Origin of the sequence: Bradyrhizobium barranii subsp. apii (assembly GCF_011516635.5) — a bacterium.
GTDB classification, from domain to species: Bacteria; Pseudomonadota; Alphaproteobacteria; order Rhizobiales; family Xanthobacteraceae; genus Bradyrhizobium; species Bradyrhizobium barranii.
On sequence record NZ_CP096255.1, the window covers coordinates 5830019 to 5845837 of the forward strand.

General features: G+C 65.0%; 18 protein-coding genes. 8 read left to right on the plus strand and 10 right to left on the minus strand.

Annotated elements, in window-relative coordinates; all coding sequences use genetic code 11:
- Positions 1-19: 19 nt before the first annotated feature.
- The 5 genes from HAP41_RS27800 to HAP41_RS27820 all read right to left on the minus strand — a co-directional run bounded on the left by HAP41_RS27800 (position 20) and on the right by HAP41_RS27820 (position 4182).
- Entirely contained in the window at positions 20-259 is a 240-nt protein-coding gene (locus HAP41_RS27800) for an acyl carrier protein (RefSeq protein WP_008130699.1), read from the minus strand.
- A gap of 307 nt (positions 260-566) precedes the next feature.
- Positions 567-1304 carry a 3-oxoacyl-[acyl-carrier-protein] reductase gene (gene fabG, locus HAP41_RS27805; RefSeq protein ID WP_028147729.1) on the minus strand — a complete coding sequence of 246 codons (738 nt, stop codon included), beginning with the start codon at positions 1302-1304 and terminating at the stop codon, positions 567-569.
- 12 nt (positions 1305-1316) lie between these two features.
- A complete protein-coding gene (gene fabD / locus HAP41_RS27810; protein WP_135215282.1) occupies positions 1317-2276 on the minus strand; it encodes an ACP S-malonyltransferase in 960 nt (319 codons plus the stop codon).
- 172 nt (positions 2277-2448) lie between these two features.
- Positions 2449-3474, minus strand: coding sequence for a fatty acid desaturase family protein (locus HAP41_RS27815; RefSeq protein ID WP_166095972.1), 1026 nt, complete (start codon positions 3472-3474; stop codon positions 2449-2451).
- Between the two features lie 3 nt (positions 3475-3477).
- Positions 3478-4182, minus strand: a complete 705-nt coding sequence (locus HAP41_RS27820) for a TetR/AcrR family transcriptional regulator C-terminal domain-containing protein (protein ID WP_166095966.1) — start codon at positions 4180-4182, stop codon at positions 3478-3480.
- Between the two features lie 346 nt (positions 4183-4528).
- On the opposite strand from HAP41_RS27820, the gene rpsF reads away from it, so the two are divergent.
- From rpsF to rplI, 4 genes are all read left to right on the plus strand, one after another.
- On the plus strand, positions 4529-5035 hold the full coding sequence (gene rpsF, locus HAP41_RS27825; RefSeq protein ID WP_014495806.1) for a 30S ribosomal protein S6: 507 nt from the start codon (positions 4529-4531) through the stop codon (positions 5033-5035).
- 5 nt (positions 5036-5040) lie between these two features.
- On the plus strand, positions 5041-5280 hold the full coding sequence (gene rpsR, locus HAP41_RS27830; protein ID WP_007592020.1) for a 30S ribosomal protein S18: 240 nt from the start codon (positions 5041-5043) through the stop codon (positions 5278-5280).
- Between the two features lie 127 nt (positions 5281-5407).
- Positions 5408-6385 carry a YybS family protein gene (locus HAP41_RS27835; protein WP_166095958.1) on the plus strand — a complete coding sequence of 326 codons (978 nt, stop codon included), beginning with the start codon at positions 5408-5410 and terminating at the stop codon, positions 6383-6385.
- Between the two features lie 48 nt (positions 6386-6433).
- On the plus strand, positions 6434-7036 hold the full coding sequence (gene rplI, locus HAP41_RS27840; RefSeq protein ID WP_063983702.1) for a 50S ribosomal protein L9: 603 nt from the start codon (positions 6434-6436) through the stop codon (positions 7034-7036).
- Between the two features lie 36 nt (positions 7037-7072).
- Here the strand turns inward: rplI and HAP41_RS27845 are convergent, their stop codons facing one another.
- From HAP41_RS27845 to HAP41_RS27855, 3 genes are all read right to left on the minus strand, one after another.
- A complete protein-coding gene (locus HAP41_RS27845) occupies positions 7073-7540 on the minus strand; it encodes a PaaI family thioesterase (RefSeq protein WP_028149711.1) in 468 nt (155 codons plus the stop codon).
- Positions 7541-7551: 11 nt separating this feature from the next.
- Positions 7552-8148, minus strand: coding sequence for a TetR/AcrR family transcriptional regulator (locus HAP41_RS27850; RefSeq protein WP_166095952.1), 597 nt, complete (start codon positions 8146-8148; stop codon positions 7552-7554).
- A gap of 109 nt (positions 8149-8257) precedes the next feature.
- Complete coding sequence (locus HAP41_RS27855; RefSeq protein ID WP_166095949.1) at positions 8258-9229, minus strand: hypothetical protein; 972 nt, start codon at positions 9227-9229, stop codon at positions 8258-8260.
- Between the two features lie 1060 nt (positions 9230-10289).
- On the opposite strand from HAP41_RS27855, the gene HAP41_RS27860 reads away from it, so the two are divergent.
- Positions 10290-11798, plus strand: a complete 1509-nt coding sequence (locus HAP41_RS27860) for a replicative DNA helicase (protein WP_063983703.1) — start codon at positions 10290-10292, stop codon at positions 11796-11798.
- Positions 11799-11844: 46 nt separating this feature from the next.
- Positions 11845-13122, plus strand: a complete 1278-nt coding sequence (alr, locus tag HAP41_RS27865) for an alanine racemase (protein WP_166105752.1) — start codon at positions 11845-11847, stop codon at positions 13120-13122.
- 150 nt (positions 13123-13272) lie between these two features.
- Here alr and HAP41_RS27870 read toward each other — a convergent pair whose 3' ends face one another.
- The gene (locus tag HAP41_RS27870; RefSeq protein ID WP_166095943.1) at positions 13273-13497 is read right to left on the minus strand and encodes a cysteine rich repeat-containing protein; all 225 of its coding nucleotides are present in this window, start codon (positions 13495-13497) and stop codon (positions 13273-13275) included.
- Here HAP41_RS27870 and HAP41_RS27875 point away from each other — a divergent pair.
- Entirely contained in the window at positions 13496-13945 is a 450-nt protein-coding gene (locus tag HAP41_RS27875) for a hypothetical protein (RefSeq protein ID WP_166095938.1), read from the plus strand. The two genes, HAP41_RS27870 and HAP41_RS27875, sit on opposite strands and share 2 nt — an antisense overlap.
- A 68-nt stretch (positions 13946-14013) precedes the next feature.
- The gene (locus HAP41_RS27880) at positions 14014-14790 is read left to right on the plus strand and encodes an exodeoxyribonuclease III (protein ID WP_166095932.1); all 777 of its coding nucleotides are present in this window, start codon (positions 14014-14016) and stop codon (positions 14788-14790) included.
- 139 nt (positions 14791-14929) lie between these two features.
- Here the strand turns inward: HAP41_RS27880 and HAP41_RS27885 are convergent, their stop codons facing one another.
- Positions 14930-15745, minus strand: a complete 816-nt coding sequence (locus tag HAP41_RS27885) for an SGNH/GDSL hydrolase family protein (RefSeq protein WP_166095929.1) — start codon at positions 15743-15745, stop codon at positions 14930-14932.
- Positions 15746-15819: the final 74 nt, after the last annotated feature.

Consider the following 15819-nt stretch of genomic DNA (forward strand, 5'->3'; position numbering starts at 1 on the left):
CCCGCGAAAATGAAGAGCCTTAGCTCTTCGCGTTCTTCTCGAGAAACTTCGTGGCGTCGCCGACGGTGAGAATCGTCTCCGCGGCGTCGTCCGGAATCTCGCAACCGAATTCTTCTTCGAACGCCATCACCAGCTCGACGGTGTCCAGACTGTCGGCGCCGAGGTCGTCGATGAAGCTCGCAGCGTCGACAACCTTCTCGGGTTCAACACCAAGGTGTTCGACCACGATCTTCTTAACCCGCTCGCCAATGTCACTCATTGCATAACCTCGTGTTGTTCCCTGTAGACCCGACCCCCCGGGACGATACGAGCCGTCGTGGTCGTTGACTGCCTTCGCTTACGAACTTTGATTGGCCCCATCTTAACCGATGCAGGCCCGGCGAGACGGCCAAGGCTCCGCATCGCCAATATACAGGGTTTCAAAAACCTGCAATGGCGTTCTTTGCCCATCCGTTGAGCGTCCGGTTATCATACTTCAACTGCCTTGACTACAAGCCTCATTTCGCACCGGAAACGGCCGTTTGCCGCATCCCGCACCGCCCTTGTGGGCAGTGCGGAAGGAGACGTCAGATCATGGCCATGCCGCCGTTGACGTGGATGGTTTGTCCCGTGACGTAGGCCGCTTCGTTCGAACTCAGGTAGACGGCGGCGGCTGCGATGTCCTCCGGCGTCCCCAGGCGGGCAGCCGGAACCTTGGCCAGAATCGTCTCGCGCTGCTTGTCGTTGAGCGCATCGGTCATCGGCGTCTTGATGAAGCCCGGCGCGATGCAGTTCGCGGTCACGCCGCGCTTGGCGTATTCGGCACCGAGCGTCTTGATCATGCCGATCAGGCCGGCCTTCGATGCCGTGTAGTTGCCCTGCCCGGGATTGCCGGTGACGCCGACGATCGACGTGATGGCAATGATACGGCCGAAGCGCTTGCGCATCATCAGCTTGGTCGCGGCGCGCGCCAGGCGGAAGGTCGAGGTCAGATTGATGTTGATGACCTCCTCCCAGTCCTCGTCACGGAGCTGGACGAAGAGATTGTCGCGGGTGATGCCGGCATTGGCGACGAGAATGTCGACCTGCCCCATCGCGGCTTCCGCGGCGGGCACCAGCGCCTCGACCTCGTCGGCCTTGGAGAGATTGCAGGGCAGCACGTGGGTACGCTCGCCGAGCTTGCCGGCGAGCTCATCCAGCACTTCCTTGCGCGTTCCGGAGATCGCAACGGTAGCACCCTGCGCGTGCAGCGCCTGCGCGATCGCGCCGCCGATGCCGCCGGTCGCGCCGGTGACGAGCGCCTTTTTGCCAGTCAGATCGAACATTGAAAAACTCCTTCAGGCCTGCTTCGCAGCGGCCAATGCATCCTTGGCGGCGGCAATGTCGTTGGGACCACCGACCGACACGCCGACGGCGCCATCCGCAATGCGCTTGACGAGACCAGACAGCACCTTGCCAGCGCCGATCTCGAAGAAGCGGTTGACGCCCTGCCCTGCCATATAGGCAACCGACTCGCGCCAGCGCACCGTGCCGGTGACCTGCTCGACCAGGCGGCGACGGATCTCGTCGGGATCGCTGATGGCGCTCGCCAGCACGTTCGACACCAGCGGCGCCGCCGGCGCCCTGATCGTGACCTTCGCCAGCGCCTCCGCCATGGCGTCGGCGGCGGGCTGCATCAACTTGCAATGGAACGGTGCGGACACCGGCAGCAGCATTGCGCGCTTAGCGCCCTTGGTCTTGGCAATCTCGACGGCGCGATCGACCGCAGCCTTGTCGCCGGAGACGACCACCTGCCCGCCGCCATTGTCGTTGGCGGCCTGGCAGACCTGGCCCTGTGCCGCCTCGCCTGCGACCTCCATGGCGGCCTCGTAGTCGAGACCAAGGAGAGCGGCCATCGCGCCGGCGCCGACCGGCACGGCTTTTTGCATTGCGAGACCGCGGGTGCGAAGCAACCGCGCGGTATCCGAGATCGTCAGGCTGCCGGCCGCAGCCAGCGCCGAATATTCACCGAGCGAGTGGCCGGCGACGAAGGCCGCATCCCGTCCCACGGAAAACCCGGCTTCGGCCTCCAGCACGCGCAGGGTGGCGACAGAGACCGCCATCAGCGCCGGCTGGGCGTTTTGGGTGAGCTGGAGAGTTTCTGCCGGACCATCCCAGATGATCGCCGTCAGCTTCTCCCCAAGCGCGGCATCGACCTCGTCGAACACGGCGCGCGCCACCGGAAAGGCGTCGGCCAGGGCCTTGCCCATGCCAACCGCCTGGGACCCCTGCCCTGGAAATGTGAATGCTGCCGTCATCGGCGCTCCCTGCTTGTCGGGCGTGATCCCTGCGAGAACCGGCAGCCGATGACGCACGGCCTTAGGCCATGGTTCCGGATCATGCTCCAAAGGGGGCCGTAGACACTGTCCGGGGCCGGAATGTCAAGCCAAGATAGGAACTTCGCCCGGGATTCAACGGGGAATGCTGGCCCTAGAATCCACCATTGGTCTGATTGGCGTCGACCGCCGCCCCTGCCTGCGCGCGGCGCGCGCTGTTCACGAGTTGCCCCGGCCGGTCATCCCGGTCCGGTTTCGCGGTCGCCAACCGCAGCACCGCGGCGTAGCCCGGCTGCACCTCCATGCGATCTGCGTGCCGGCTCGCACTCAGCAGCCGATGCACCTTCGGCAGATTGTAGCAGGGCACGTAGAACAAGAGATGATGCTCGAGGTGATAGTTCACGTAGTACGGCGCGATGAACAGCCGCTCGAGGAAATTCGCATGCGTGGTGCGGGTGTTGCGCAAGGGATCGCTGCTGTCGGGCACGACAGCGTGCTCGGCGATGTTGCGGATGCGGGTGATGACCATCATCCAGGTCAACAGCGGCACCAGCCATAGCAGCGGATAGGCCCACCACACGCCGGCTGCCGCGAGCGCTGCGAACATCGCGGCATTGGCGAGGCATTGCGGGCCGAGTTTCTCCCAGAAATGCGCCGCGCGCTGCCGCAACGTCCAGTCCTTCGGCCCGAGCGCATTGAGCAGTTGCGCCTTGCGCTGCTGGTAGCCGGTCTGCCCGGTGATGTCGCGAATGAACTTGCGGCGATAGCTCAGCCTGGTGATCGGAAACGGCGCCGACAGTACGAGATCGGGGTCGTCCTCCTGCTGGGTGCGCGCGTGATGCTGAAGGTGATAGCGCCGATAGCTGCGCGTCTCCGCGAAGAGAGGATAGGCGCAGAACCATTGGCTCAGGGTCAGATTGGTCTTCTCGTCAGCGGACAGGCAGCCATGCGCGCCGTCATGCATCAGGATCGCGAGCCCGAGCTGGCGCGAACCGATGATGGCAACGGCGAGAATGTAGGTGATCGGGTTGGGCCACCACGCCACCAAAGCGATCGCTGCGACAATGAGTGCCCAGGCGTGGGCGATCAGCGCGACGCCTTTCCAGGTCACGCGCTGGCGCACGTCGGCGAGCTGGTCGTCGGTCAGGAAATCGCGGGCACGCATGCGAAGTGCGGTCATGGCCTAACCCTCCTCATTCGAACTGCCAGATGCGTCGCGCTCGTCGACCAGACGGAGCCGCGCCGTGTCGCTGGTTGATTTCGCCTGCTCGCCGAGCACACGCAGCATCTCGGCGCACAATTCATCCGGCGACCGGCCCATCGCGTACCCCTCGAGAATGACGCCGATGGCGACGGCCCAAAACCGCCGCGAGCTTTCGTCGGGCGCACGCAGGGAGCGCCAGCCGTGCCGCGCGACCTGGCTCGCATAGGCGCGCGCGCCTTCACCGTGCAGGCGCTCGATGGTGCGCTCGACCAGCGGCGCAAGATCCTGGCGCCGCCGGGTCAGCGTCAGCGCCTCTGCGAAGAACGCGACCGAATCGCTCGCCGTCACGGTCTCGGCCAGCGCGCGGGTATAGTCCCGCGGCGTGCGCGCTTTGAGCGCTGCCTGCTCCGTCGCCCGCGCCAGATACAGCAGCTCGCGGCAGGCGCATTCGACGAACAGCGCCTCCTTGGTGCGGAAGTAATAGGTGATCTGGCTCGGGAACGCGTCCGCGGCGGCGGCGATGTCGGTGATGGCCGTGCCGGACAGCCCCCGCTCCCTGAACAGCGGGCTCGCCGCATCCAGCAGCAGCGAACGCATCTTGCGGCCGGCCGAACGTGTAGCCCGGGCAGCATGCTTGGGGTCGCCAGCCGCCTCTAACGGCTCATGGACCGACTTTTCCGCCATTGGGGTCCTCTGCGTTGATTTATTTGTATGCTATACAAACAAATAAATCAAGCTGGTATGGTCCGTAAGGACCGGTCCGGCTGCCCCCACCGGAACCATCCGGGGCCGAAAACACGGCCCTCCAACCTTGCAAAGCCGGCCAAAATCCGTATAAGCGCGCCATCCGCAGACCCCGGCCGGGAGCTGAACGGACGGTCTCAGCAAATCATTCGTGATTTTGGTGTGGCAGGGCCAGTCGGCCCGTCGTCCCGTGTTTCCGCCTTCTGAGCTTAATCCCAGAGTCCTTTCCGAAGGCCTCTTAAGGGCTTGACGCCGGGCGATGCGCCAACATGAGGAAAGGACGATTATGGCTCTCTATGAGCATGTTTTTCTCGCGCGCCAAGACGCGAGCACGCAGCAGGTCGAAGAGCTGACTGCGCAGATGACCGGCATCGTCGAGGGTCTCGGCGGCAAGGTCACCAAGACCGAGAATTGGGGCGTTCGCTCCCTCACCTACCGCATGAACAAGAACCGCAAGGCGCACTTCGTGCTGCTCAACATCGACGCGCCGTCCGCGGCGATCGCCGAGATCGAGCGCCAGGAGCGCATCAGCGAAGACGTGATCCGCTATCTCAGCGTCCGCGTCGAGGAGCTCGAGGAAGGCCCGTCGGCGATGATGCGCAAGGCCGACCGCGACCGCGAGCGTGACGACCGTGGCGGCGGCTTCCGCGGCGATCGCGAAGGCGGTGGCTTCCGTGGCGACCGCGAGGGTGGTTTCCGTGGCGGCGATCGCGACGGTGGTGGCTTCCGCGGTGACCGCGGTCCGCGCCGTCCGCGCGACGAAGCTGAAACGACAACGCCGGATGCGGAGTAAGATCAATGGCTGAAGCTGGTGCACGCCGTCCGTTTTTCCGTCGTCGCAAGAGCTGCCCGTTCACGGGCGCAAACGCTCCGAAGATCGACTACAAGGACTCCAAGCTCTTGATGCGCTACGTCTCCGAGCGCGGCAAGATCGTGCCGAGCCGCATCACCGCGGTGTCGGCCAAGAAGCAGCGTGAGCTTGCCCGCGCCATCAAGCGCGCGCGCTTCCTGGGCCTGCTGCCCTACGTCATTCGCTAAGACGAATTCGGCCGGCGGCGACATCGCCGCCGGCCGCGCTTTTTGGTTTCATAAGGCTTCCGGGTCGTCCGGTCGCCGATGGTTGGGGCGAGATGCCTCTAACCGCTCGAAGGGAGCGGGACAGCTGATGATGACTCTTGGACTGATAGCCCTGATCGCCGGCGCTGCGTCGGCCCTGATGTTCGCCTCGATCGTATCGGGCGCGCTGATCTCGCTCGTCCTGTTCTATCTCGCGCCGCTGCCGCTGATGGTCGCCTCGATCGGCTGGGGCCCGCTTTGCGCGAGCCTCGGCGGCATCGCCGCTGCGATCGGCCTCGGGGCCCTGTTCGGCCTGCCCTACTGCATCGCCTTTGCCGTCACCGTCGCGCTGCCCGCGTGGTGGCTCGGCCATCTCGTCCTGCTCAGCCGGCGCCTTGGACCCGTCGCGCCGGAAGCCGCCACCGAGCCGCCGGCCGAGCCCGAGCTCGAATGGTATCCGGTCGGCCGCATCCTGCTGTGGATCGCGGGCTTCGCCGCGCTGACCACGATCGCCGCCCTGCTCACGCTCGGCACCGATGCCGAGACCATCACCGGCACGCTGCGGCGCGGCTTGATGCGCCTGCTCCGCACCGCCGACCCGCAGACGTCAGGCGAAGCCGGTCAGTTCGTCGACGCACTGGTGCTGATCGCCCCGGCCGCCGCCACCATCGTCGCGATGATGACGCTCACCCTCAATCTCTGGCTCAGCGGCAAGATAACGGCGACATCGGGCCGCCTGCTGCGTCCGTGGCCGGACATGATGACGGCCGAGCTGCCGCCGATGACGCTGGTGGCGCTCTGCATCGCGCTCGCGTTCTGCTTCACCGGCGGGTTGCTCGCGATGGTCGCGCAGATCACGACGGCAGCGCTGATGATGGGCTATGCGCTGACCGGTTTTGCCGTGCTGCACACGCTGACGCTGGCGCTGAAGAGCCGCACCTTCTGGCTCGGCTCGACCTATGCCGTCGTCGTGGTGTTCGGCTGGCCCGTCATCGCGATGGTGATCCTCGGCCTTGCGGATGCCGTGTTCGGCTTCCGCGAGCGCTTCCTGCGCAGCCGCCAGCCACCGCCGCTGCCGACCTCTTAAGTTCAACCCCAAAACCCAACTCACTCAACACTTCAAAGGAGAACGAATATGGAAGTCATTTTGCTGGAACGCGTGAGCAAGCTCGGCCAGATGGGCGAAGTCGTGAAGGTTCGCGACGGCTATGCCCGCAATTTCCTGCTCAAGCGCGGCAAGGCGCTGCGCGCCACCGCCGACAACCGCGCCAAGTACGACGGCATGAAGGCCGATCTCGAGGCTCGCAACCTCCAGTCCAAGGGCGAGGCGTCCAAGGTCGCCGAGAAGATCCAAGGCAAGAACATCATCGTGATCCGTCAGGCTTCCGAAGCCGGCCAGCTGTTCGGCTCGGTCACGGTGCGCGACGTCGTCATTGCGTTCGAAGCCGACGGTGTCTCGCTTGAGCGCCCGCAAGTGCAGCTCGACGCGCCGATCAAGACCATCGGCAAGCACACCATCACCGTCGCCGTTCACCCCGAGGTCGAGGTCGAGGTTTCCGTCACGGTTGCGCGCAGCCAGGACGAGGCCGAGCGCATCAACCGCGGCGAGGACATCTCGACCCGCAACGAGGACCGCGATGCGGCCGCCGAAGCGATCGCCGCCGCCGGCGAGTTCTTCGATCCGGAAGCCCAGCAGGACGACGAGCCGGCGCCGGCTGCGGACGAGACCGAGAAGTAAGACCCGCGTTCGCGCAGGTTGCGACGCCCGGCCGCCTCAGGCGGCCGGGCTTTTTGTTTTCGCGGCGACGTCCTCGCTCAGCATCGCGATCGAGGCGAGCGCAGTTGCCGTATGCTTCTCGACACCGTCGTTGACGCAAAACACGTCGGCCGCGACCACCGAGACCTGGCGGCCCGGCTTGATCACCCTGGCCCGGCAGATCAGCTTCTCGCCGACCGCCGGCGACAACAGATTGAGCTTGTATTCCGCCGTCAACGCCGGCTGGCCGCGCGAGGTGGCCGCTGCGATCGTCGTGGCGTTGTCGACCAGGAAGGCGGTGACGCCGCCATGGAAGAAGCCGTGCTGCTGGAGCAGTTCGGGCCGGCGCGCGACCGCAATCGTGCAGGTGCCGCGCGACAATTCCGAGAGCTCGGCGCCCACCAGGTTCATAAAACCCTGCCGGCCGACATTGGCGTGGATGCGCTCGGCTACGGCTGCGAATTCGGGATCTGCTTCGGCTCGCATGCGGCTTCTCCTTATTGCTTGTGGATGCGATCGGGCGGGCGCAGCGCACGGTTGGCGCAGGTGACAAGCGTGTCGGCTTCGCTGCGCGGATCGGCGCGGTCACGTCCCGAGAGAAAGGCGCGGCAGAAGATCTGGGCAGGGCCGATGAGCTGGCTGACGAACATCACAGGCGTCATCGGCAAAAGCTCGCCGCCGGCAACCAACGGCGCGCGCCAGCGCTCGATGCCTTCGGCAAGGCGCGCGTTCTGCGCGCGCTGGGCGTCGCGGACGTCCTCGCCCCATTCGCTGCGCGAGATCTCGAAGAGATAGCGGGCCTCGCGCCGGCTCGACACCACCCAGTCGAGATGGGCCCGGATCAGCCGATCGATGCCCTGCCCGGCATTGGGCATCGGATCGAGCGCGGCCAGCACTGCGGCGTGATAGTGCCGCAGCACCTCCAGGAACAGCGCACCGGCCAGTTCCTTCTTCGATCCGAAGACATGAAAGAAGCTGCCGTTGGAGGCGCGTGCCCGGGCGCGGATCGCGGCCACCGTCGCAGCTTCGAAGCCGACCCGGTCGAATACGAAAAGCCCGGCCGCCAACAGGTCGTCACGCACGCTCGTCGTCATCGACGCCTCCTGGAGTATTACTCTAGAGCAATACTCTAATTGTGGTCAAGACGATGCGAAGGCCGCGATGCGTGCGGCCTTCGCAAATCGACGGAAAATCTGGCTTCGCTTAGCGCGAAATCGGCGGTGTGGGCGGACCGGACGAGTCGGCTGGCGCCGCGGGCGGGGCCGCAGCGGTCGCGGGCGGTGCAGGCTCCTGCGGCCTAGCTGCCGGTTCGGAGCTCGCGGCCGGCTTGGGAGCAGCCTCCTCCGCCGGCTTGGCCTCGGCGGGCTTCGCGGCGGCAGACGGCGCAGCCGGCGTGACCTGCGGTACCGGATCGGGCCGCAGCGCCGGAGTATCGCTGCCGCGCGGCTCGACCTTGGCACTATCCGGCCTGGCCTCAGCCGGCTTCTCTGCCGGCTTGTTCTCGGGCTTCGCCTCGTCACGGCCGGGCTCGACCTTGGCCGTGTCGGGCTTGGTCGTGTCAGGCTTGGTCTCGGCCTTCGGCTCGCTCTTCTTGTCTTCAATGGCCGGCGCGGCGGCGTCGACCTTCGGGGCTTCCTCGGTCCCGGGCTTGGCGCGACGCTTAGCTTTGCGTCCCTCGGGCGCTGCCTGGCCCTCGGGCCTCGCACCTTCCTTCGATCCCTCCTCGGGTGGCCGTGCCGCGCGCTTCTGACGGGCGCCCTCGGGCGCGGCAGCCTCGCCGTCCGGCTTGGCGGCGTCCTGGGAGCGCTGGCGGCGCCCCTGATGCTCCGGCGCGGTATTGGCTTCCTTCTCCTTGGCGCCGTCCTTTTTGTCCTTGCCGTCCTTGGCCTGGTAGCGGGTGTCGGTGGCACCGTTGGAGACGAGATAGGACGCGAGCACGCCGGCCATGTCGGAGCTGGTCGTGTAGTGCTGGCGCAGGAAGCCTGGCAGCGAGCCCGGCGCCACCGTCTTCAACAGGCCGCGCGGGCTCTTGTGGCAGGCACTGCAGGTCTGCGCGAAAAGCTGGGATGGGGCCTTGCCGGCCTCGAGGTTCGTCGCCTGCGCAAGGACGGTATCGGTCGCGCCGAAGCCGATCAGAAGCAATACCGTCGCGAGGCTGAGCGCTCGGCTCGACATTCCCATCATCTCCATTGAATTTACGCGAATGCAGCCGGCATAAGGCGCGGCGGCGGGTCACCTTTTAGCGGATTGAGCCGCGAATGGAAGCAGCCTCCACACGCAAGGATGTGATTAAGCGCTTTTGGAATATCGGCTGTGATCACAGCGCAATAGCGCTGCAGCTTGTTCGAGTGCCGGTGGCCTCGCGAGACGACGCGTCGCCTGTCGGAAGCGGCACATCGTCGCAAAGTCACGACGCCGCAGACACCCGTCATCGTGCGCGCGAAGGCGGCGCCGAACCCGGGCCTGACGCTGGTTGGTGAATGAATCCTAATGACGCAGGGTCGAGATCTGGGACGATCGGAAAGAGGCTGTCAACGCCAGTTGCGCCCGCAGGTCCGCTAGGGTCTCGGGCGAGACCGGCTCGCGCCGCACTTCGGGCCGCTCGGCGTGCTGCATGGCCGCGATGAGGCCCGACAGCCAAAGCCGGCTGGCCGCCTCGCTTCGCCAATTCTGGTGCTGCCGTTCTGGCCGCATCGCTCGCCTCGTTCCCTGGTGGCGGGAGACAACCCCCCGACCGCCTTCCTGTTCCGGGTCGTACCCCGAAAGAATCCGGGGAGATGTGATCTGTTTCACATAAGTCTCGTCGGGCACGGCTTAGACCGTCGCCATGAGCAAGCGGACCCAAACCTCATTCGACGTGCAGGACGACCTCCGCACCGATTACGCTCTGATCGCCACCGGCGTCGGAGCCGCCCTGGTTGCGCTGGTCTACCTCCTGCTGGTCTGAATCCGAGCCCAAAGCTCCCGGCGTGCGTCATTTCGCGCGCTTCTTGATACGTCTGCGCGCCAATCCATTAGGTTCATGTCACCCGGAGTTTTCCGTGGCGCGGTCACGGCCGCTTCCGGGACGGGCGAGTTCCGCAAAAACCGTCAAGCGCGGCGCGTGCCGCGGCTGCCAATCATCCACCATTTTAACTGAGCGGTTGATAGCGGTCAGCTTTTGCTTCCGCTTTGGCCTGAGGCGGCGCTTTATCCCGGCCCCGTATCCGCCCCAGAAAATTGCTAACGCTCGACCATGGCCCTGACTGATTCGAACGTCCTCAAACTCGCGCCCGAGCCCGGAACTCCGGCGTATCGGAGCGCGCCGCATAATATCGAGGCGGAACAGAGCCTTCTCGGCGCGATCCTGGTCAACAACGACGCCTTCTACCGCGTCTCCGACTTCCTCGAGCCTAAGCATTATTTCGAGCCGCTGCATCAGACCATCTACGAGACGGCCAGCAGCCTGATCCGGATGGGCAAGATCGCCACGCCCGTCACGCTGAAGACGTTCCTCCCGGCCGACACCGATGTCGGCGGCATGACCATAGGGCAATATCTGGCGCGGCTCGCGGCGGAAGCGACCACCATCATCAACGCCCAGGACTACGGCCGCACCATCTATGATCTGGCGCTGCGACGCGACCTGATCGGCATCGGCGAGGACATGGTCAATGTCGCCTATGACGCGCCGGTCGACTTCGCGCCGCGGGCGCAGATCGAGGACGCCGAGCGCCGCCTGTACGAACTCGCCGAATCCGGCCGTTATGACGGCGGCTTCCAGAAATTCTCGCAGGCGTTGGCGGTCGCGGTCGATCTCGCGGCCAAAGCGTTCCAGCGCGATGGAAAGCTGTCCGGCATCTCGACCGGCATGCGCGACCTCGACACCAAGATGGGCGGCCTCCAGCACTCTGACCTCATCATTGTGGCCGGACGCCCGGGCATGGGCAAGACTTCGCTGGCGACCAACGTCGCCTACAACGTCGCCAAGGCCTATGTCGGCGAGGTCCAGGCTGACGGCACCATGAAGGCCGCCAATGGCGGCGTGATCGGCTTCTTCTCCTGCGAAATGTCGGCCGACCAGCTCGCCACGCGTATCGTCGCCGAGCGCACCGGCATTCCCTCCTCCCACATCCGCCGCGGCGGCATCTCGGAAGCCGATTTCGACAAGATCCGGGAAGTCTCGATCGAGCTGCAGTCGCTGCCGTTCTATGTCGACGCGACCGGCGGCCTGTCGATCGCGCAGCTGATGGCACGCGCGCGCCGGCTGAAGCGGCAGAAGGGCCTCGATCTCCTCGTGATCGACTACATCCAGTTGCTCTCCGGATCCGGCAAGCGGAGTGACAACCGAGTACAGGAAATCACGGAGATCACGACCAGCCTGAAGGCGCTGGCCAAGGAGCTCAACGTTCCCGTGATCGCGCTGTCCCAGCTCTCACGCCAAGTCGAATCCCGCGACGACAAACGGCCGCAGCTCTCCGACTTGCGTGAATCCGGATCAATCGAGCAGGACGCCGACGTCGTCCTGTTCGTTTACCGCGAGGAATATTACCTCGCGATGAAGGAGCCCCGCCCAGGCACGCCTGAACACGAGAAGTGGCAGCTTGACATGAGTCTTGCGCACGGAAAAGCCGAGGTCATCATCGGCAAGCAGCGCCACGGCCCGACCGGCACCGTCGATTTGGCGTTCGAAGCCTCGGTCACCAGGTTCGGCGACCTCGCGCCTGACAGTCAGTTGCCGGTTCGCAGCGGCAACGACTACTGAGTTCCTTGAACCAGACCGGCCTCTTGCGTAAAACGGCGCCATGACAATGGCGTCCGCCCCGAAAATGATCCCGCAATCCGGCCTCCTCTCCGCGGAGGCCAATCAGGCTGCCGCACTCGCAGCCTATGGCGGCGTGCTCACCGTCGATCTCGACGCCATCATCGCCAATTGGCGCAAGCTCGAGAAGACGGCCGTGCCGGCCGAATGCTCGGCCGTCATCAAGGCCGATGCCTATGGCTGCGGCGCCGCGCAGGTCTCGCGGGCCCTGAGCAAGGCCGGCTGCAAGACCTTCTTCGTCGCCACCATCGAGGAAGCGCGCACAGTGCGCGAAGCCGTGCCGGAGGCCGCGATCTACGTGCTCGGCGGCTATTTCCAGAACACCGGCGAGCACTACACCAGGATCAATTGCCGGCCGGTGATCGGCGATCTCAACGAGCTTGCCGAATGGGACGTGTTCTGCCGCCGCACCGGCTGGACCGGAGGCGCCGCTGTTCACATCGACACCGGCATGAACCGGCTCGGGCTGACGCTTGCGGACGCGCAGGCCATCATCCCCCGCATCAACGCCGGCGATCACGGCATCACGCTGGTGATGAGCCATCTGGTCTCGGCCGAGCAGCTCAACAGTCCCGTGAATGCAAAACAGCTGGCAACCTTCCGCAGTATCGCCAGCGAATTTTCCGGCGTGCCGGCTGCGCTTGCCAATTCCTCCGGAATCTTCCTCGGCGCGCCCTTCCAGTTCGATCTGGTGCGGCCGGGCGCAGCGCTCTACGGCGTCAATCCAACGCCTGAGGCCGACAACCCGATGCAGCCGGTGGTCGACCTCAAGGCGCGCATCGTGCAGACCCGCAATGTCGAACGCGGCGAGAGCGTCGGCTATGGCGGCACCTGGACCGCGCGGCGGCCGACAAAGCTCGCGATCATCGCGGTCGGCTATGCCGACGGCTATTTCCGCGCCGCCAGCTCCAATGACGGCACCCGCGGCGCCGAGGTCGTTGTCGCCGGCAAGCGCTGCCCGGTCGCGGGCCGCGTTTCGATGGACCTGATCGCGATCGACATCACCGACTTGGCCCCGAATGCGGCGCGACGCGGCCACATGGTGACGCTGCTCGGCGAGGGCATCACCGTCGACGAGCTCGCGCATCATTTCGGCACGATCGGCTACGAGGTGCTGACCAGCCTCGGCCACCGCTACGCCCGCGTCTACAAGGGCGGCAATGAGGTGGAGCCGCTGGTCAAGCCGGAGCCCGCGCCGACGGCCGAGCAGTCGCCCTCCCCGCCGCCGATCGAGCAGCCCGCGAGCCCGCCGCCGCTGCCGAGTTAGGGACGCGCCCGTTCTTCGGGCGCGGCGCAGCGCTCCTTCAGCAATGCGCTGCAGAGCCGGGGCCATCTCCCCGCACCGTACTGTGTCGCTTTCTGGGTCCCGGCTCTGCGGAGCAGCGTCACACGCTGCGCCGCGTCCGGGACACGAGACTTACTTCTTCCGGCTGTCGAGCGCCGTCTTGCAGGACGCGCTGAGCTGATCGCGCTTGGCGTTGAGGCAGGCGATGATCTTGCCGCCACCGGGCGCGATGCCGGCGCAGAATTTGTCATAGTCCGCCTTGCACGCGCCGCGTGGATCGGACGATTGTGCCGACGAGACACCGGAGAACGCGACGACGAATGCGACGACGGCGAGGCTCAGACTGGACTTCAACATGGATTTGGATCTCCGGTGGCGGCGCAAACGACCGCGGCCGCAATCTCTACATGAAGATTGCGGCACTCAACGTCAACCGAATCTGTCCTACGACCGCGCGGCGAAGCCTGATGTCGCTGCCTCGCCCGTGGTCCTAGGGGCGATGATGCTTCATCGATCTCATCGCGCTCGATTATCCGCGCACCTTGCTATCGATAACCCACGCATCCATGCTCTCTTTGCACGCGTTGCCGATATGGCTCCTGTACCTGTTCAGGCAAACAACAATGCGCCCGCCCCCCGGCACGACACTGGGGCAGTATTTGAAATATTCCACCCTACAGGCGATTTCCATTTTCTCGGCAGCAAGAGCCACTCCGGAAAATGCGGTTGCGGCCACGACTACGGCAAGGCAAAGCTTGGTCATCGTCAAACCTCCATCGTGTCGATCGGCAATTTTGGGTTGTAAGCATACATCGTGGAACGCCGATGACAACGGTTGCGAGTCATTTCTGAAGATTTCCAGTCGTTGGGCCCATGAGGATCGCGACGTTCAACATCAACAATGTCAACCGCCGCCTGCCCAACCTGTTGCGTTGGCTGAGCGCGGCGAAGCCTGATGTCGTCGCGCTCCAGGAACTGAAGGCAGCCGACGGCGAATTTCCGGCAGCGGCCATCGAACAGGCCGGTTACGGCGCGGTGTGGCGTGGACAGAAGACCTGGAACGGCGTCGCCATCCTCGCCCGCAATGCCGAGCCCATTCTCACGCGCGACCGGCTGCCAGGAAAAGCTGATGACTACGAAGCCCGCTACATCGAGGCCGCCGTGCGCGGAATCATCGTCACCAGCATTTACCTGCCGAACGGCAATCCGCAGCCGGGACCGAAATTCGACTACAAGCTCGACTGGTTCGCGCGCCTCAAGCGCCACGCCAAGACCTTCATCAAGCAGGATCTGCCCGTGGTGCTCGCCGGCGACTACAACGTCGCGCCTGATGAGATCGAAATCTATCCGACGCGGTCATGGGACAAGGATGCGCTGATCCAGCCGAAGAGCCGCGCGGCGTTTGCCTCGCTCGTCGAACAAGGCTGGTGCGATGCGATCCGTGAGCTGCATCCGGACAAGCGCATCTACACGTTCTGGGACTACAAGCGAAACCGCTGGCCGCGCGATGCGGGCCTGCGGCTCGATCATCTCCTGCTCAGCCCTGCCCTCGTCTCGCGGCTGGCCAAGGCGGGTGTCGACAAGAAGGTGCGCGGCGAGGATGGGGCGAGCGATCACGCGCCGGCGTGGGTGCTGCTGAAGGAGCGTTGATCTCGTAGGGTGGGCAAAGGCGCTCTTGCGCCGTGCCCACCATCTTCTATCGCGAGTAAGGTGGTGGGCACGCTTCCGCCTTCGCTCTTCGAGCTACGGCGGACAAGTCGCTTTGCCCACCCTACGAGATCGCGCCAGATCAACGCCCGTAAAATTCCTGCACCGTATCCCACGCCGCCTTTTGCAGCAGTTGGGTGGTCTCCGCATCCAGTCCCATGTTGTAGGAAGTGCCGACCGGCGAGCGCCCGGTCAGCGCGGCGAGTGTCACGCAGGTTGCCAGGTACGTGCCCGCCGGACTCGGGTGCCTCTTGTCCGGAGCATACAGATTGAGCTCCGGCTGGAGCTTGCGCACGCGCGCGAAGGCGAGGCCTGCGGGAATCACGAGCGCATCATTGGCATTGCCGGCGAGCGTATAGGCCTCGGCCAAGGCTTCCGTCATCTCCGGCTTGTCGGCATAGGCCCAGGACATAAAGAACACCGGCCGCATGCCATGGGCACGGACGATCTCGCTGTCCTTCTTGGCGAAGGTCGCGAACGCGTCCTTCAATTGCGGATGGATCGGGCACTGGCTGCAATCCATCATGACGACGGCGTCGAACTGCCTGCCCGACTTGTTGAAGACGACGTTGTTCTGCTCGTCGAAGGAATAGGCGCCGATGCCGCCCGGCCGCAGCAGATTGTCCATGTCGTGCCAATCGAGGCCGGAGCCGCCGATCGTAGCCATGGTGTTGCGGTACGCCGCCTTGTTGTCAGCATCAGCCGCGCGCTCCATGAAGGAGAGATGCCCGGGCATGCCGTTGTTGTAGTAGAAGAAGCTGTTGCCGACGAACAGCGCGGCCTTGGGGAAGTCAGGTCCTGATGTCGTGACCTTCGGTTTGGTCTGCGCCTGCGCGTTGAAGCCGGCTGCAACGGCCAGACACATTGCGAGCATCACTCGCGCAAAAAGACGCATCATGGCTTCCCCCCCTTTTTCTCTGGAGCCGGACCAAATCAGCTTTTCAAAATCGCCTCAAGGTCACAGACGCGCAG

What these genes read in the sequence shown, in the direction of transcription:
- HAP41_RS27800 (WP_008130699.1), bottom strand. Translation starts at nt 259, where the DNA reads ATGAGTGACATTGGCGAGCGGGTTAAGAAGATCGTGGTCGAACACCTT.
- fabG (WP_028147729.1), bottom strand. Translation starts at nt 1,304, where the DNA reads ATGTTCGATCTGACTGGCAAAAAGGCGCTCGTCACCGGCGCGACCGGC.
- fabD (WP_135215282.1), bottom strand. Translation starts at nt 2,276, where the DNA reads ATGACGGCAGCATTCACATTTCCAGGGCAGGGGTCCCAGGCGGTTGGC.
- HAP41_RS27815 (WP_166095972.1), bottom strand. Translation starts at nt 3,474, where the DNA reads ATGACCGCACTTCGCATGCGTGCCCGCGATTTCCTGACCGACGACCAG.
- HAP41_RS27820 (WP_166095966.1), bottom strand. Translation starts at nt 4,182, where the DNA reads ATGGCGGAAAAGTCGGTCCATGAGCCGTTAGAGGCGGCTGGCGACCCC.
- rpsF (WP_014495806.1), top strand. Translation starts at nt 4,529, where the DNA reads ATGGCTCTCTATGAGCATGTTTTTCTCGCGCGCCAAGACGCGAGCACG.
- rpsR (WP_007592020.1), top strand. Translation starts at nt 5,041, where the DNA reads ATGGCTGAAGCTGGTGCACGCCGTCCGTTTTTCCGTCGTCGCAAGAGC.
- HAP41_RS27835 (WP_166095958.1), top strand. Translation starts at nt 5,408, where the DNA reads ATGATGACTCTTGGACTGATAGCCCTGATCGCCGGCGCTGCGTCGGCC.
- rplI (WP_063983702.1), top strand. Translation starts at nt 6,434, where the DNA reads ATGGAAGTCATTTTGCTGGAACGCGTGAGCAAGCTCGGCCAGATGGGC.
- HAP41_RS27845 (WP_028149711.1), bottom strand. Translation starts at nt 7,540, where the DNA reads ATGCGAGCCGAAGCAGATCCCGAATTCGCAGCCGTAGCCGAGCGCATC.
- HAP41_RS27850 (WP_166095952.1), bottom strand. Translation starts at nt 8,148, where the DNA reads ATGACGACGAGCGTGCGTGACGACCTGTTGGCGGCCGGGCTTTTCGTA.
- HAP41_RS27855 (WP_166095949.1), bottom strand. Translation starts at nt 9,229, where the DNA reads ATGTCGAGCCGAGCGCTCAGCCTCGCGACGGTATTGCTTCTGATCGGC.
- HAP41_RS27860 (WP_063983703.1), top strand. Translation starts at nt 10,290, where the DNA reads ATGGCCCTGACTGATTCGAACGTCCTCAAACTCGCGCCCGAGCCCGGA.
- alr (WP_166105752.1), top strand. Translation starts at nt 11,845, where the DNA reads ATGGCGTCCGCCCCGAAAATGATCCCGCAATCCGGCCTCCTCTCCGCG.
- HAP41_RS27875 (WP_166095938.1), top strand. Translation starts at nt 13,496, where the DNA reads ATGGATTTGGATCTCCGGTGGCGGCGCAAACGACCGCGGCCGCAATCT.
- HAP41_RS27870 (WP_166095943.1), bottom strand. Translation starts at nt 13,497, where the DNA reads ATGTTGAAGTCCAGTCTGAGCCTCGCCGTCGTCGCATTCGTCGTCGCG.
- HAP41_RS27880 (WP_166095932.1), top strand. Translation starts at nt 14,014, where the DNA reads ATGAGGATCGCGACGTTCAACATCAACAATGTCAACCGCCGCCTGCCC.
- HAP41_RS27885 (WP_166095929.1), bottom strand. Translation starts at nt 15,745, where the DNA reads ATGATGCGTCTTTTTGCGCGAGTGATGCTCGCAATGTGTCTGGCCGTT.